Source organism: Methanosarcina sp. UBA5, assembly GCF_002505485.1.
Taxonomy (GTDB): Archaea; Halobacteriota; Methanosarcinia; order Methanosarcinales; family Methanosarcinaceae; genus Methanosarcina.
Map to the genome: position 1 here is coordinate 1 of NZ_DAVG01000061.1, position 16,250 is coordinate 16,250.

General features: G+C 38.0%; 9 protein-coding genes. 2 read left to right on the plus strand and 7 right to left on the minus strand.

The genetic code is table 11. From position 1 onward, the window contains the following. Window positions 1-654: 654 nt before the first annotated feature. On the plus strand, window positions 655-1,224 hold the full coding sequence (locus BP621_RS05845; RefSeq protein ID WP_292388476.1) for a hypothetical protein: 570 nt from the start codon (window positions 655-657) through the stop codon (window positions 1,222-1,224). A 2,191-nt stretch (window positions 1,225-3,415) separates the two neighbouring features. Here the strand turns inward: BP621_RS05845 and BP621_RS05850 are convergent. The 4 genes from BP621_RS05850 to ileS all read right to left on the minus strand — a co-directional run bounded on the left by BP621_RS05850 (window position 3,416) and on the right by ileS (window position 10,501). Continuing rightward, complete coding sequence (locus BP621_RS05850; protein WP_292388477.1) at window positions 3,416-3,622, minus strand: hypothetical protein; 207 nt, start codon at window positions 3,620-3,622, stop codon at window positions 3,416-3,418. A 1,081-nt stretch (window positions 3,623-4,703) separates the two neighbouring features. After that, window positions 4,704-4,892: a hypothetical protein gene (locus tag BP621_RS05855; RefSeq protein WP_292388478.1), complete on the minus strand. Its 189-nt coding sequence runs from the start codon at window positions 4,890-4,892 to the stop codon at window positions 4,704-4,706. 1,720 nt (window positions 4,893-6,612) lie between these two features. Next, a complete protein-coding gene (locus BP621_RS05860) occupies window positions 6,613-7,254 on the minus strand; it encodes a 6-hydroxymethylpterin diphosphokinase MptE-like protein (RefSeq protein WP_292388493.1) in 642 nt (213 codons plus the stop codon). A gap of 70 nt (window positions 7,255-7,324) precedes the next feature. Next, a complete protein-coding gene (gene ileS / locus BP621_RS05865) occupies window positions 7,325-10,501 on the minus strand; it encodes an isoleucine--tRNA ligase (protein ID WP_292388479.1) in 3,177 nt (1,058 codons plus the stop codon). Window positions 10,502-11,618: 1,117 nt separating this feature from the next. Between ileS and BP621_RS05870 the strand changes: the two genes are divergently transcribed. Beyond that, window positions 11,619-11,858, plus strand: a complete 240-nt coding sequence (locus BP621_RS05870) for a hypothetical protein (RefSeq protein ID WP_292388480.1) — start codon at window positions 11,619-11,621, stop codon at window positions 11,856-11,858. A 553-nt stretch (window positions 11,859-12,411) separates the two neighbouring features. Here BP621_RS05870 and BP621_RS05875 read toward each other — a convergent pair. The 3 genes from BP621_RS05875 to BP621_RS05885 all read right to left on the minus strand — a co-directional run bounded on the left by BP621_RS05875 (window position 12,412) and on the right by BP621_RS05885 (window position 16,022). Beyond that, entirely contained in the window at window positions 12,412-12,609 is a 198-nt protein-coding gene (locus BP621_RS05875) for an MM0924 family protein (protein WP_292388481.1), read from the minus strand. Between the two features lie 304 nt (window positions 12,610-12,913). Continuing rightward, entirely contained in the window at window positions 12,914-13,996 is a 1,083-nt protein-coding gene (locus BP621_RS05880; protein WP_292388482.1) for a DUF7544 domain-containing protein, read from the minus strand. Window positions 13,997-14,711: 715 nt separating this feature from the next. After that, window positions 14,712-16,022 (minus strand): hemolysin family protein, encoded by a 1,311-nt coding sequence (locus BP621_RS05885; protein ID WP_292388483.1) that lies wholly within the window; start codon window positions 16,020-16,022, stop codon window positions 14,712-14,714. Between the last annotated feature and the right edge of the window lie 228 nt (window positions 16,023-16,250).

The following is a 16,250-nucleotide window of genomic DNA, read 5'->3' on the forward strand; positions in this document are numbered from 1 at the left end:
GAACCATCACACATTCTTGCTTTCCCCCCTGCTTAGCTTATTCTCAAAAACGATTATACATTAGAAGCTTATATTAATATTAAGATTAAGCTCTTAATATTTATTCGCCTATGAGACATATACATATATGATTTTAATTTATATAAAGTAGGAAGAATATATTCTACTAATTATTAAACAGTAGTATAAAATTGGAGCAATTTTGATTAGGAAACTTGAAAATACGCCCATATTAAATTTATATTAAAAAAGCGCTTAAAATACTTAAATTTACAAATTGGGATATAATTACCCAAATATATTTGTCGATATATTTTATAATTTTTATAATTATATCACTCCACTTTTGTTCCAAATGTTTCTACTTAAATTTTGAGACTTTTTATTATTTTCTGGTCTTCATATTTTTACTCAAATTATGCAAGACAATAAAATATTAATTTCATTGAAATAAATTCTATATTAATGGGATAAGGAAACAAATCAATAGATAAGTCAATGATAAAAACGATATTTGAAGGCAATATCTTAATTCCTTCGCCGAAGGTATTGGTTGAAAACAGCTATCATTCTCTGTTCTCTACAATATCCCCTACTCATTGTGATTTTTGTGGTTCTAAATTAAATGTGAACTCCCACTAATTCAAAAGAATAATGAACCGATTTCCAGAAGGCAAAATTAAAAAGATAGATTCTGATGAATATAAAGCAATCATTGGGGCTGTAAAAAGTGTCTTCCCCCGGGTAACTCATTCTTTTTGTGTGTTTCATCAATTAAAATATGTTAGCAAGAGATACAGTGATGAATTCGAATTGATAAAAAATATTCCATATAATGATGAGCTTGTGTACAATGAGATATGTCAATTAACACGCTCTGATATAGTCATCAGTGCTGTTGTATGTTTTCAAAAGATACTAAAATTGGACTATGTTCTGGAACTTTCAAAAGCGTCTCATAAAACGATTTCTTATGCAAAAGAGATTTTCAAGAAGAATGTGAGCTTCTTGAAAAAAGGTTTTACGCCTGAGACAGATAATACAATGGAACAGATATTTTCTTTGGTAGGAGACATCGTAGATAAAGCGAGGTCATTCAAAACTGATAGTGGTTTAACTAATTTTTGTTACAATTTGTTTGCTTATTTCAACAAACGGTGCTTCCGAACTGGAAAATGGGCAGGATTCTCACCCTTGATGAGGGCAAGATTCCATCATGGATAAATAAAGAGTGAATGGAAACTTTCAATCCAAATCTGCAATTTTAAAGCGGTAGCTTTCGAATAATTCTGGCAAAAATTTGAGGTTTGCACAAAAATAACAGATATGAGTGGGTCAATTTATCCCAAATAAGGAAGAGGTTTAATGAATTTGGATGAAATTCAATTGTTCTTTTTAAATTGGAGAGAAACCAGAAAAAATTAAAAAGACTCACTTTTGAGTGTAGATCTGCGGAAAGCCAGATTAAAATTAGAATTAAAATTAAATAAAAAAAGTAAAAAAATACTAAAGATTTCTCTTGTACTTGAGTAATTATAATAAAAGGAAGTCATTAAAGTAATTAGTTGAAAGGTTCGGGCTAAAAAACTTCAAAATAGATAAAAAGCAGAATATAAAATAATCTCCCAAATCGGCAGATTTCGACTAAATACCCAGTTATGTTTATGGAAAAATAATAATCTTTTTGATTTAATTAAAGATAATAGAAGTAAAACAAATGCAGAAGTGCGACTATGTTTCCCTGATTAATTCCCTTGGATTTTATAAGACTACTTAGTTGTAAGTAAAATTTATTCTATATGATTTATATCAATTAAACGCATATGTATATTTGCTCAAAGCTAATTTGAGTGACCATTAAAATAGGGGGAAAGAACCGATGTGCTTTAAGGCAATGGGTTTCAAATATGTTTGTACAGTGAACCAGTTCTTCTACTGCGGCTGTGACTGCTGAGAGGACGGGCAATTAATAATTCGATATCGGCACACACTATGCAAATATTCCATTATTCACGCAATAAGGGAACCCCATAAACGGTATTTTATTTAGGGAGTGAAAAGACATTTTAGGGAGTGAAAAGACATGTTTCCATTTGTAATAAATATATATGTCATCGCAAAAAATGTTAATATGTTTATCTTTGATTTCAATAATCTCTTTGGAAAACATTAAACAAAATCTTATATTTGCTTCAAATTTGCTTCAAAAATATTTGCCTCCAATCCTAATGAAAAAATAATCTCTCCAAAAAATGGTGTATTCCCAAAAAATAGTCATCGTTTTTGACTTAGAGGATGGGCAATTAATAATTTGGTATCGACACACACTGTGTAAATATTCCTTTATTCACGCAATAAGGGAACCCCAAAAATGGTATTTTATTTAGGGAGTGAAAAGACATTTTAGGGAGTGAAAAGACATGTTTCCATTTGTAATAAATATATACGTCATCGCAAAAAATGTTAATATGTTTGTCTTTGATTTCAATAATCTCTTTGGAAAACATTAAACAAAATCTTATATTTGCTTCAAATTTGCTTCAAAAATATTTGCCTTCAATCCTGATGAAAAAATAATCTCTCCAAAAATGGTGTATTCCAAAAAATAGTCATCGTTTTTGACTTAGAGGACGTGCAATCCTGAACTCAGAATCGATGGCTATTTTCCTTTTAGTTATCTACTTAAACGTAGAAATAAGATTGCAGGCTCAATAACAGTAAAATGTATAACAATACTAATACAATACTAATCTCTTTTTTCGTAATTTACGCCAACTAGAGAATAAACCTTCGGGCATGATCCAACACAATATTTTTGCAACGGAACCGAAGGCCAGCCAGAGAGAAGAGGACCTGAAGGCCATGTATAATAATTACATGCTGTAGGTCCGGATAGAAAATAAAACCCGATATTTCAGCAAATAGGAACCCAGAAGAAAAAGAAATGAATGAGGATGATGGAAGTAGATTATGACGAATTTAAAGTAAAAACGTGGCAGAAAAAAGTAGCAGAAAGGTTCTTTAATTCGAAAGATTCTTGTAATAAAGCACTTCTAAGACTAAGATCGAAGAGATATCATACCTGAAAATTCTGTTTTAGGATATGTTATAAGTGCCCAGACTTAAATCATTTGAATTCCTATGTGACTGATTTTTCAATTAAATTATGCCAGTTCTGAATGAATAAAATGAGATGGGGCTTATTTGCTAGTCCTTTCTGGGTACTGCCGGTTAATTACAGGAGAGACCTTTCAATACATCTCAGGGTTCTGATGCAATTAAGGTTCTCCTGCTTCTGTATCCCGGCTGAGGAGTGTACAAATGAGCCCACTATCGGTTTTACGCTTTATATCTATCTATTTAATCCGTGGTTGATTAGTCAGACGATCGAGATCACTGGCGGAGCAATTGCTCTTTACCACCAGCCGTCTCTGAAGCCTTCGCCTTTAATCTTACAGACACGAACTGCTGTTACGCAGCAAGCCTCACGCTCTCTTTTGCATCCACATCCACGTTCGAAGCCACAGCCACAACCACAGCCATCAAAGCCGCCAAAGAAACCACCAAAGCCGCAGCCGCCGCAACCATCGAACTTGTTTCTAAAGAATGGAAATCCTCCCATATGTCTACCTCCAGATTTACTATATTTTTTAGGTTTAGTTTTTATTGTGTAGTTAAGTGTTTTTTATAATTATTTACACATCGGAGCAAATATATTTTTAAGATTCGAGTGAATTTCTCCAATCAAATCTTATATTGACTCCCCACTCTGTTGTTATTCCTGACAATCGCATTTTGGTCTGTCTTCGCTTAAAGAGAAGCAGATTTAACTTCAGTTGTCAGGAAATACAATTAATAATATAATTGAAAATTATATAAGCATAATAGAATAATATATCCTTAATATTAAATAGTCATTGAAAAACCTGGGAAATCATGCTCCGTAAAACGTGTTTAATTTTACGTTTAATTTACGAATTTTTATTCCTTAAATATATATAAAAACCGGAGTTCAAGTCTTCAATTCAATATTTATGCAAAAATAAAGGTTCTATGACATAGATAAGGCATATTCTTTAATTATAAGCTTTTTAGAGGCTTAATACATATGCATTTAGCAAACAAAAATAGTATTACTCATCTGATTTTTGAACTTTAATACTCTAACGTTTTTATTCAGAAGTAAGTTATTCATAAAGTTGACTACTTCTTCTAAACACTTAATTTTCGATTAAATAAAACTACTTCCAAAACTGAACTAAAAAGAACAAATCTGAAGCTATAATTCAAGTAACCAGATGAGGCTCTAGTATATACTTAGTCATCAAATACTATGAAAAGTCAGGATAGCTCATGGAAAAACAAAGTAAATGCAGATCTGTTTTCAGATCTGTAAAAATTTTCAGAAATATCGTTTAAATTCCTATGCGACTGATTCTTCAATTAAACTGCGTTAGTGCTGGATGAATAAAATGAAATGGGCTCATTCATTTTTCCTTTTTAATGGATGTCGGTTAATTACAGGAGAGACCTTAGAATATATTTTAAGATTCTGATGCAATCAAGGTTCTCCCGCTTTTATAATCCGGCAAAGGGCTGTATGAATGAGCCATCATTGGTTTTACGTTTTATATTTATCTATTTAATCCATGGTTCGATTAGTCAGCGGTCAGCCATTAAGAGAGAGCTACTTAAACAACTGCTTAGAACCAGCCGTCAAAGCCGTCAAAGCCGTCGCCTTTAATCTTACAGGCACGGACTGCTGTTACGCAGCAAGCCTCGCGCTCCCTTCCGCAGCCGCGGCCGCCCCACCAGCCGTCACCACAGCCGCCTCCGCAGCCGCCACAACCATCAAATCTTCCTCTTCCAAATAATCCAAATCCTCCACCCATACTATTTACCTCCTTATTTACTATATATTTATACTTAATTTTTCATTCTTGTATTTTTTTATTTATTTTTGTATTCATTTTATATACTTAAGGGAGATATATTTTTAAGATTCGAGAGTTTATTTCTCGAATCAAAATTTATATCGACTCCCCAACTCTATTATTACTCCTGACAATCACGTTGTAACCTATCTTCACTTAATAAGAAGCAGGTTTAACTTTAATTGCCAGAAAGTACAATCAATAATATAATTGTAAATTATATAAATCAAATAGAATAATATATTCTTAACATTAAATAGTCATTGAAAAAGCTGAGAAACCATGTGCTGAGAAATCATGTTTAGTTTTATATTTAATATATAATGTTTAAGTTTTTAGATATCTAGACAAATCAGAACTTATAATCTGCAATTTAATATTTATGCAAAAATAAAACCCCAATGGTATAGATATACTATATTATCTAATTATAATCAATTTGGGGGCTCAAAACATATGCATTTGGTAAAAGAAAAGAGTATTACTTATTCTGTTTTTAGACTTTTTCACTTGTAGATATTTATAAAAAAGTAGATTATTCCTAAATTTAAATATTCTTATAAATAGTGAATTTTTGATTTAATCAGCTTGAATAGAAAACCTTCGCTTTCAAACACATAAAGCTTAGAGTTACTAACCTAAAGGTAATAAATACATGACCATCAATTCAAAACAGTCAATCAGAAGTTATTTTCCTGTTTTGAATTGACGGCTATTTTTATTCATCCATACTTAACATTTCATAGGCTCAGCAATTGACTTGGCGATTATTCTTACCACCAGTCGCAATCGCCCCAGCCACAGCCGCCACGGCCCCAGCGACGCCAGCCGCCGCCCCAGCCGCAGCCACCCCAGCCGCAGTCTCCAAACCACATTATATTTACCTCCAAAATGTGTTAAATAGTTCTTGAGCTCAGCAATTGACTTGGCGACTATTCTTACCACCAGTCGCCGCCCCAGCCACAGCCGCCCCAGCCGCAACGGCGCCTACGCCAGCCGCCCCAGCCGCAGCCACCCCAGCCNNATTTACCTCCAAGATTTTGCTATGTAATTTATACTTTTCAGATCCTATATAGGTGGACTTTTTAGATTAGAGAATTAAACGCTCGAATCTAACTTCTTCACCACCCCTAATTCATACTTTCATGGCAACTTTTTTAGAAATTATTAGAGTTACTCACTTCCGTTTAGAGAGGAATAATTCTGCCATGAAAGTACAATTAAACATAGAATTATAAATTATATAAAAGACCTAGAATAACTGTTTCTTAATATAAATAGTCTTTATGAAAATGAACAAACCCTCTGTCAATAAAACAAGTTTACTTTTGAATTTATTCAACAATTTCTAGTTCTATAAAAGCTCTCAATAAATCAGGAATAAAAATCTGTAATTGAATATTCAGCCAAAAAATATTGTTTCAATAATCTCTATAAGCCATATTTCCTGGCTAAATTTGATTTAAAGCCTTAAAATGTGTTAATTTTGTTGAAAAAGTTGTACAACTCTTTTTATTTTTAAACTCTATAACCTAAACCATTCTTGTTCTGAGTAAAATATCTATATAAAGGGCAACTTATCAATAGGATAAGTTTTTCGATCCAGCCTATGAATAAAAAGAGGATAACTCGTCAATTCACAATAGTTGTATTACTTTTTATTTAGATTATTTGATTTTTAAAAATCTTGAATCCCTATCAACTTCTTTGCCCATTTCAATTTCTTTTTCTTAATCGGGTTTACATCGCTATCTTCGAAATCAAAACCCGCCAGCCTAACTTTTTTAGCTCCAAATTCCCTGGCTACAAAAAAGCATCTGTCTCCATCGCTGAATCCGCCGAAGTTGTACACTTTATCAAAAGGCCTTGCCTGGGTAGTTGCAATAAATCGTCTAAAGCGAGGTACATATTTCTCAAGCTTATCGATATTATCCCCATGCGCGTGAATAAGGACTATTGAGCCCTTTTCACAGGCAAGGATCTCTTTTTCAATATCAGCTTCAGAATTGCCGTCAAGGTCGGTACAGATGACTTCAGGCACGATGCCCATATCCATAAGAACTGCGGCTGCTCCATCGGCCGCAATTATCGTAAAGGCAGAAAAATCGATTTCTGAAAGGTCTCTTCTGAGCCTTGGAGCATTTCCACAGACCAGGACAGACTTTTCGGAAATTATAGCTTTAAGTTCAGACAGGCTAACAGTGTTTTCTTCTGTCAGCATGCCGGAAAGGGACATAGCTGCCTGTTCATCACCTGCTCGGTCAAACCCGAAATCCTCAAGGATTTGTTCATAAATCGGTTCCCAGGTAGCAAAATCCATATGAATCAGTTCCCTTTCCGGTTTGCAATTTGAGTTCTGAATTTCTCTGGCTTTTAACCCTTTTAAGAGTTTATTTCTTTGCAATACCCATCTTCATGGCAATGCCTTCGACATCCCAATCCTTTACAAGGACTCCGGGAACTTCTATATCGCTGCCAAGGTAAAGGATATCGGCTCTTACCTCTTCTGCGATCAGGTCCTTGAGGGTTTCAACAAGCTTCAGGACTATTTCATCCTCGATCCGGACGGAGGCGCGGATGTTTTCGTCCACTACAAGGTCAAGTTCCTTCCGCATGTCCTGAAGCCTGCGAATTACTTCTCTTGCATACCCTTCAGCTTTCAGTCCGGGAGTCAGGTTTGCATCCACATAAACAAGACCGGCATCGGATTCTGCGCTTGCTGTACCTTCTGGAAGGGTTTCTTTGAAGTTTGCCATGCCCGGAGTTACTGTAACCGTTGTTCCGTCTGCAAGGGAGATTTCAAACTCGCCAGTCTCGGCAAAGGCTTTTTTCAAAACAAAACCGTCAATCTTCTGCAGGGCAGGGATGACTTTTCCTGCATCCTTCTTAAACACAGGGCCGATTTTGCTCGGATCAGGAATTACTTCAAGCCCGAGCTCATCCCAGCTCTCAGCAACCCGCGTCAGGACAATTGCCTTGGAATTTGTCTGGTCCATAAGGACTGAACGCAATCTCTCGACAGCCTTTGCTGCGTCCTCACTTTCAGGAGAAACAACTATTCGAGAAACAGGCCACCTGAGCTTTCTTCCTGCCTTCTGGCGGGCGTTTGAGGCGGCTTCCACAATAGAACGTGCAGTATTCATAGCCGCTTCGAGCTCAGGATCAAGATAGGCTTCATTGACCTTCGGCCAGTCGCACATATGGACCGATTCCAGTGCATTCGGGTCTACGTTTCGGATAAGGTTCTGGTACATCTCTTCAGCCAGGTAGGGCATGAAAGGAGAGATTAATTTTGTAAGGGTTACATAAACTTCATAAAGCACGCAATAAGCTGCAAGCTTATCAGGGTCGTCGGCTTCGGTCCAGGTCCTTGGCCGGATAAGCTGGATATACCAGCGAGAAAGGTCTTCCAGAGTAAATTCCAGAATCTCACGCACAGCTTTATGCAAGAGGTATCCGCTCATTGCTTCATCTACGGCCTTAACAACGGACTGAATTCTTGAGAGAATCCATTTGTCTTCCTCCCTGAGTGCGTCTTTTACGGAATCAAGGCTAACCTTCAGCGGATCAAAATTATCGAGCGCCATATAAGGCAGCGGGAACCTGAAAACATTCCAGAGGATATTGATTGAACGGTGGACGGTTTCCACTTCTTCCTGGTTAAACTTAAGGTCATCCCAGGGTGCGCTTGAGGAGAGCACATAAGCACGCAGGGTGTCAGCCCCATACCTGTCGATGATATCAATTGGGGAAACCACGTTTCCAAGGCTTTTGGACATTTTCTTCCCGCCTGCATCAAGCGTAAAGCCGTGCATGAGCACACTCTTGTATGGAGCTCGTCCAAAGCCTACCATGCTAGCTCCTAGCTGAGAATAGAACCAGCCCCTGGTCTGGTCATGCCCCTCAGTAATAAAGTCTGCAGGCCACCATTCATCAAATTCCTCCCGTGTCTGCGGGAACTTCAGAGTAGCCCAGGAAGCGACAGCCGAATCAAACCAGACATCGAAAACGTCCGCAACTCGCTTTTTTTCTCCGCCGCACTCACAGGGAATAGTTATTTTGTCTACGTAGGGGCGGTGAAGTTCGACATCGCTACCTGCTCCCGATTTTTCCAGCAGTTCGGCTTTGGTCCCTATGACTTCAAGCTTTCCGCATTTCTTGCACTTCCAGACCGGAATTGGAATTCCCCAGTAACGCTGCCTGGAAATACACCAGTCCCTGGCGCCTTCAACCCAGGTTCTGAATCTGGCTGAACCTGCCCAGTCAGGGTACCAGTCTACGGCATCAATTGCCTCAAGCATTTTGTCCTTTATATCTGTAACCTTGAGGAACCACTGTTCGGTTGCCAGATAGATAATAGGCGTTTTGCAGCGCCAGCAGTGCCCGTACCTGTGCGTGACAGTCCCTTCTGCAAGCAGCCTGTTGCGCTTCTTCAAGTCTTCAATGACAATTGGGTTTGCTTCCCTGACGTTTTTGCCCGCATATTCCCCGGCTTCTTCAGTATAGGAACCATTCGGGCCCACAGGGCAGAGAATCGGAAGCTTATACTTCACGCCAACGTTAAAGTCATCCATACCGTGCCCTGGGGCAATATGTACACAGCCTGTGTTTTCTGCAGTTACGTAATCGGCAAGATAAACGCTATGCTTTATCTCGTTCTGCACAGGCACCAGATCCCCAACAGGGCTTTCGTACTCAAGTTTTGTGAGATCTTCCCCGAGCATGGTCTCAAGCACTTCGTAGTCAACATACCTGCCCTGTTTAAGGACATTCTCGATCAGGTCGGTAGCTGCAATCAAAATTTCTTCAGAGCCGTCCTGCCTGATTGCCCTAAATTTAGAGTACTCAAAGCCCGGATGTACGGCTACAGCCACGTTTGCGGGAATTGTCCAGGGGGTTGTTGTCCAGATGACTATGAAAGTATTTTCCTCGCCTTTGATCTTAAATTTCACATAGATCGAAGGGTCGGTCCGCTCGGCGTATTCAACCTCGGAGTCTGCAATTGCAGTCTCACAACGCGGGCACCAGTTGACTGAGCGTTTGCCAACGTCCAGAAGGTCTTTTTCACTGGCCTGCTTAAGGGTCCACCAGGCAGCTTCAATGTAGTCATCTTTTAAGGTCATATAGGGGTCATCCCATTGAAGCCAGACCCCAAGCCTCTGGAACTGCTCGGTCATTGCCTGCTTCTGGGTGATGGCAAATTCCTTACACTTCTCAATAAAATTTTCTACCCCAAAACTCTCAATATCCTTTTTGGACTTAAAGCCAAGCAAGCCTTCAACTTTAACTTCAATCGGCAGGCCGTGCATGTCCCAGCCCGGACGCTCGAGAATGTTGCGGTTATTCATGGAGTAATAGCGAAGAATGGAATCTTTGATTACTTTGTTCCAGGCAGTCCCAAGGTGGATATGTCCGGTCGTATACGGAGGTCCGTCAACAAAAAAGAGCCTTTTCCCGGCCTTTCGGTGCTCCCGGGTTTTTCGATAAGCATCGCTATCTTCCCAGAGCTGCGTTACTTTTTTTTCGATATACTCTGCATTATACTTGGCAGTGATTTCTTTTATCATACAGGGGTCTCCCTTATGAAAGATTCTAGAGTGAAAGTTCGAGCAGTGCAAATTCTACTTTGCAACTGCGATAAATGCTAGCAAAATTGCTAACCGATATAATACTGTGAACTCCGCTATCGGCTGTTTATATATATGAAATTTTAGTCAAATGTATGATGTAATATCCATTTTTAGAAGCAAGCCTGCACCTGCTCGAAAGAAAAACGGATCTGTTTTATCTCAATCAGTTTATTCAGTAAATACTGTACTTAATTTAAGCTTTGTTATGATATTAACTGAAAAATCGTTTCTTTAGTTTTTTTGTACATAATCTATGCCGTTTTACGCATGTTCTTACTTTAGGGCAAAAAATCAGAAAATAAAAAATTAGAATTTGAAGCAAAAGCAGAGAAAAAAGTCGAATTGCGCTGAATATACACGTGCATGCATTGAGGGCGAGCAGTAAGGCATTCAATTGAAAAGGTAATATCAACTTTTTTTGATAGGCCATTAATTCGCAATTTTTCAGAGAAATAGGCACATGATATATATAAAAATCTATATACAGCGTGTATAAAGGTTCTTAAAGAGATTAAAAGCTTAATAAAGGTTATTTGTTAAAGAACTTAATTAAATTTTTGAAACCTGGAAAAGTAAACTTATATGTAAGGTAATTAATTTCAGAATCGTCAAGCGGCAGACGCCCAATAAGACAATGAGAACGAGAAGGACTTTCATTTGAATTGAGAAGACAGTAGTATTAAAACTATAAGCTATCTAGAAAACTATAAGCTATCTAGGTAATACAATTACTATAGCCCCCAAGTGCTTTGTTTTTGTATCCAAATGTGAGTCCAGATAGAAAAAAGAATTACCAATACCATAACCTTGCAAAGTAGCTTGGTTTATTGTTGGTAGTTGGTAAATTAATAGATTAATTGACAAAATAATCTACCTAGTGCCTCTACATAGAGGAAAATGGATTGACCAGTCAATGATCTGAATATTGTATAAAATTGAGTGAAATTTTGGAGATTGAAAATAATGGATAAACAGATTTTTGGTAAGATGAGAAAAGGACTGGCTATCTTACTTGCAGTCCTATTTGTGGCTTCAGTGACAGCTGCAGCAGTAAGTGCATGCCCCTACGACAACCATCATAAAGTCGTCAAGGATAAAGCCTGCAAGAGCTGTGTCAAGGATAAAGCCTGCAAGAGCTGTGTCAAGGATAAAGCCTGTAAATCCTGTAAGACTTGCAAAACCTGTAAATCCTGTAAGACTTGCAAAACCTGTAAATCTTGTAAGACCTGCAAAACTTGCAAAAAAACCTGTAAATCTTGCAAGTGTTAATTATTGCAGTCATCTATACAGATAAAGCAGCCGACTGTGATTTATAATTAGTTCTCGGTCGGGCTAAAAAACAGCAAGATCCTTATGTACGGATTTTAATGCATTAAAGGATCTTTCCTGATAGGATTTATGCACCTGAAAAACAAAATAAAACAACAATTTGTGCTACTGTTTTCTCGATTCAGGTGCATAAACCTGGGGAGAATTTTTTGATATGCTTGTTCTTTCTAGTTTTCCTTGTTTTAAGTGACTCAATAATTAATAATTTACTACTCAAGAATTTTTTTCTTTATAGATGCTCTTAAACTGAAAATTAAAAACAGTTTTAAACTCAAATCGCATCAAGATGCTTTACTTCGCAATAAAAGAATCAAGGCTACGTTAAGATCAGTGCAAAAAGAGAATACTATTTTCCCGGTAAAAAATTGATCATAAAAATGCAGGCACAGAAGACGTCAGGCCTGCAGTTCTAATTCATAACAGTTTATTTACATATTTATTTATAAATTTATTAAATATTTATTAAATATTTATTTATATATTTATTTAGACAGTTATTTACTTATTTTGCACTGCCTTTATCTTCTAGAAGTTCTCCACATTGCAGCGATTTTCTCTATATCTATATGTGTATAGCCTTCTTCTTTTATAGTCCATTTAAGGCTGAGGACCCCATCATTGCACTCGGCTGCAATTCCCCTGTATGTGGTATTTCCTCCAATATCAATTTCGACTTCTTTACCCAGATAATATTTCTCAATGAACTCCTGCTTCATTATTCTCAACTCCCAATCTTTACTTTTCCGGATGAAATCCAGAGAAACAATTTACAGTATATAGTTAGTTTCATGCAGTATATTATATTTAAAAAAACAGGGCTTCTGAACACAGTTTCTTTATTCGGGAGTTAAAGTATGCCAGCTGTTAAAGTTTACTTTAAAGCTGACCTGAATATCCAAAAAATCGGCTCATATGGCAATTCAGAGCCCTTAGCTTTCTATCCAGGTCAGGCAAGCTCAGAACCCTGAATTTCCCTTTTAGCTCAAAAAATCGGCTCAATATCCTGAATTCTCTCTTAGTTCAAAAATTCAGTTCAGTTTCGTCAAACCCGGCTTCAGGTTCCATGACAGGAGCATCAAAGAAGGGAATTTCTGCATCCGCGTACCAGGCTTCAAGAAAACTCAACAGGTGGTATTTCATGAAAACGGCAAGGGGTACACTAAGGAAAAGCAGGGTTCCCAGGACCAAGATCAGTTCTATAACGATAAATGGGATCAGGAGTATCCAGCTAAGAGGGTCAGATACCAGGGACGAAAAGAGGAAGTACAGAATCCCGTCAAAAATAAGGAAAGCAAGCCCTAAAACCAGCATCATAAGCCCAAGAAGGAAAATTGCGAGAATGGCTATTCCTATATCGAGCACAAACCTGATAAACCAGTAAACCACCACTTCCTGCCAGCTTTTCCTGAAATTCCCGAAAACAAGCTTGAAAGCCGAAAGAATTCCTTTATTCCGATAAATAGAAAGCGGAATTGCAAGGTTTAAAAGGGAATTTATTGCAACTGCAAGTAGAATTAGAGCAATAATTACACCGGTAATCCAGAGAATTCCTCCAAGACTGGCAGGCAAGGAAAAGTCTGAGGGTACTTCACGAATAAGGGGTATAAGAGGAAGCATGGCTATTCCGAAAAGCACGAGAAACACCAGCCCGAAAGCTAAACGCACGAGCAGGAGATAGAATCCTTTTCCCAGAAACCTTCGTGAATAAGCCCAGAATTTTACTTCGTTTCGTACAAGGGATTCTACAAAAACAAATTCCATAACACTGGAAATATACGACAAAATCAAAGCCAGGAGAAGAAGGAAAACTATTACTGCGACTACAGTTGCCAGGTGTGGCACCGGATAGATATAACTGAAAGCAGTATCATGCATGCCAAAAGGAAGATTAGGTATCTTGCCAGGTTCAATAAACGGAAAATTGTTTTCTAAGTCTTCTGAACCTATATTGTAGCTGCTCGAATTTCCATAATTCGAAACCCCGCCTAACAGAAAAATGATGATTGCGAGTTTTGCCCATTTCCAGAAGTCAAAAGGTTCAAGAAGAGCTTCTCTTGTTCTTGAGAGAGCTCTGTTTGCTGCATCTATTGCGTACCAGCTCATAATGTAGAATTTTAGTCAGAAAATAAATAATTATCTAAACAGTTAAATTTGAAATTTTCCAGATAGACTCGAGATATCTCAGGAAACCTTGAGATTTTTCAGATCTAAGAACTCTTTTACTCAATAATTATTTCCCAAAATTTCATAATGGTCTTCCTTTAGTTCTAGGACTTACGCATTTGTCTGCTTTGGAGGCGACTTTCTAGTTTTTTACTCTTTAATCTAATTCATAGACATCCGTAACCCAGTATTGTGTGTCTCCATCTTTGGAAACTATCCAAAATACCTTAATGAAGCCATATTCTTTCAGATGAACCGTCATTCCTTCTGGTGGAATAGTCAACAGTTCAATTGCTACATTGCCAGTTTTATCAGGATTAACTAACCGTTTCTTCTTTAGCCTTGCTAACCAGTGTCAGCTTTTATTCCTAATTGCTTTGAGATTTTAACAGACTGTGTAAGAAACTACAGGGATAGCTCTGAAAAAAACCATCTGCAACAAATAAACCATTTAAAAGCCTTAATACACGATTAAAGCCTGTTAAAAATCAGGATTTAGAATTTAAGACATTTAAATCTTGATAAATCCTTCATTTCCTGAGATATGATTATGATTTATCGAAATTCTCTTAATTCCTTTTTAATTTACGGAATGTTTGGCCTTTTCGTTTTTATTATCTAAACCCGCATCTTCCGGACCGTAAAGGACAGGTACTTAGCCTTGAGGAGCCGGAGAAACTGGCGTTACCAGTACTTTATCTATTCGATTGCCATCCATATCTACAACCTCATACCTCAGTTCTCCTAGAACGATATGATCTCCGGTTGCTGGAATTCGCTGCAGGATAAAAATGATCAGCCCTGCGATGGTCCTGTAATACCCCAGATCCTCCCCTGGAAAAGAATCAACAGAAAGGACATCTTTAAGCTTCTCAATGGGTGTATCCCCATCGACCAACCAGGAGCCATCTTCCCGAACATTAATCTGTGCCTCCACGGGCTCGCCGAGGGAACGGATCTCCCCCACAATCGCTTCAAGGATGTCATGAAGGGTTATTACACCCTGAATACTCCCGTATTCATCAGTTATAAGGGCAATATGCACTCCGGTTTCCTTGAACGACTCGAGAAGCCTCAGGACTGAGGCGCTTTCAGGTACAAAGAGCGGTTTTGTAACAAGTTCTTTGAGATTAACAGTACCACTTTCCACAGACTTCTCAAGGACTTTTTTTACGGATATCATCCCGATAATATTGTCCAGATCCCCCTCGTATACCGGAAAATTGGATCGGCCGCTTTCGATCATCTTCCGCAGATTTTCATTGGTAGGATCTTCGAGGTCAAGCGTAATTAGATCAGTGCGATGCGTCATCAGGGAATCAATTCGACGGTCGCCGATCTCAAGCACGCCTTCTATCATGCTTAATTCGGCTTTCTCAAACACTCCAGCCCTTGCTCCTTCCTCAAACATAATCTTAATTTCTTCTTCTGTTACCGGAGGTTCAGCAGTCTCTCTGACTTTCATGACCTTGAGTACAGCTTCGGTAGAACTGCTGAGAATTACCACAAGCGGCCTTGCAACCATAGAAAGATAGAACATAGGTTTTGCGATGCTGGAGGCAATTGATTCTGCATTATTGAGTGCAAGCCTTTTTGGGACAAGTTCTCCGAAAATTAAGGTCAGATAGGTAATTAAGAGTACTACAAGAGTAATGCTTATCGCGTTACTGTACGGAGAAAGGGCAGGAAATTTTCCAAGGTAAGCTGCAAACTCTTCTGATACCGTAGCTCCGCCGAATGCACCTGCAAAGATCCCCACAAGAGTAATTCCTATCTGGATCGTTGAGAGAAACGGAGTGGGTTCGTTAGCAAGCTTAAGCGCAACGGCTGCCCTTGTATCTCCTTCTTCCTCCCGTTGCTTCAGGCGGGTTTTTTTGGCAGATACAAGGGCAAATTCTGACATGGAAAATATGCCATTGAGTGCGATCAAAACAAGGACGATTGCGATCTCAAGTAGATATGACATTTTGAAGGTATTGGTTGGATTATAACATAAAGTTATTTATAATCTTTGGAAAAATTTATACATTTACATGTTTATTCGGCTTATTCACTCGTTTCTATAGTTTTATCCGCTCGTTTTTTCGTTGAGTGACTAATTTTTCCTTGCAATTTCTGACGGCTGTCGACAGATCTGGAATTTTTCCACAACCTAATTTAAGCCTTGCGTCTATTTCAATCTGAGAATGAGCAA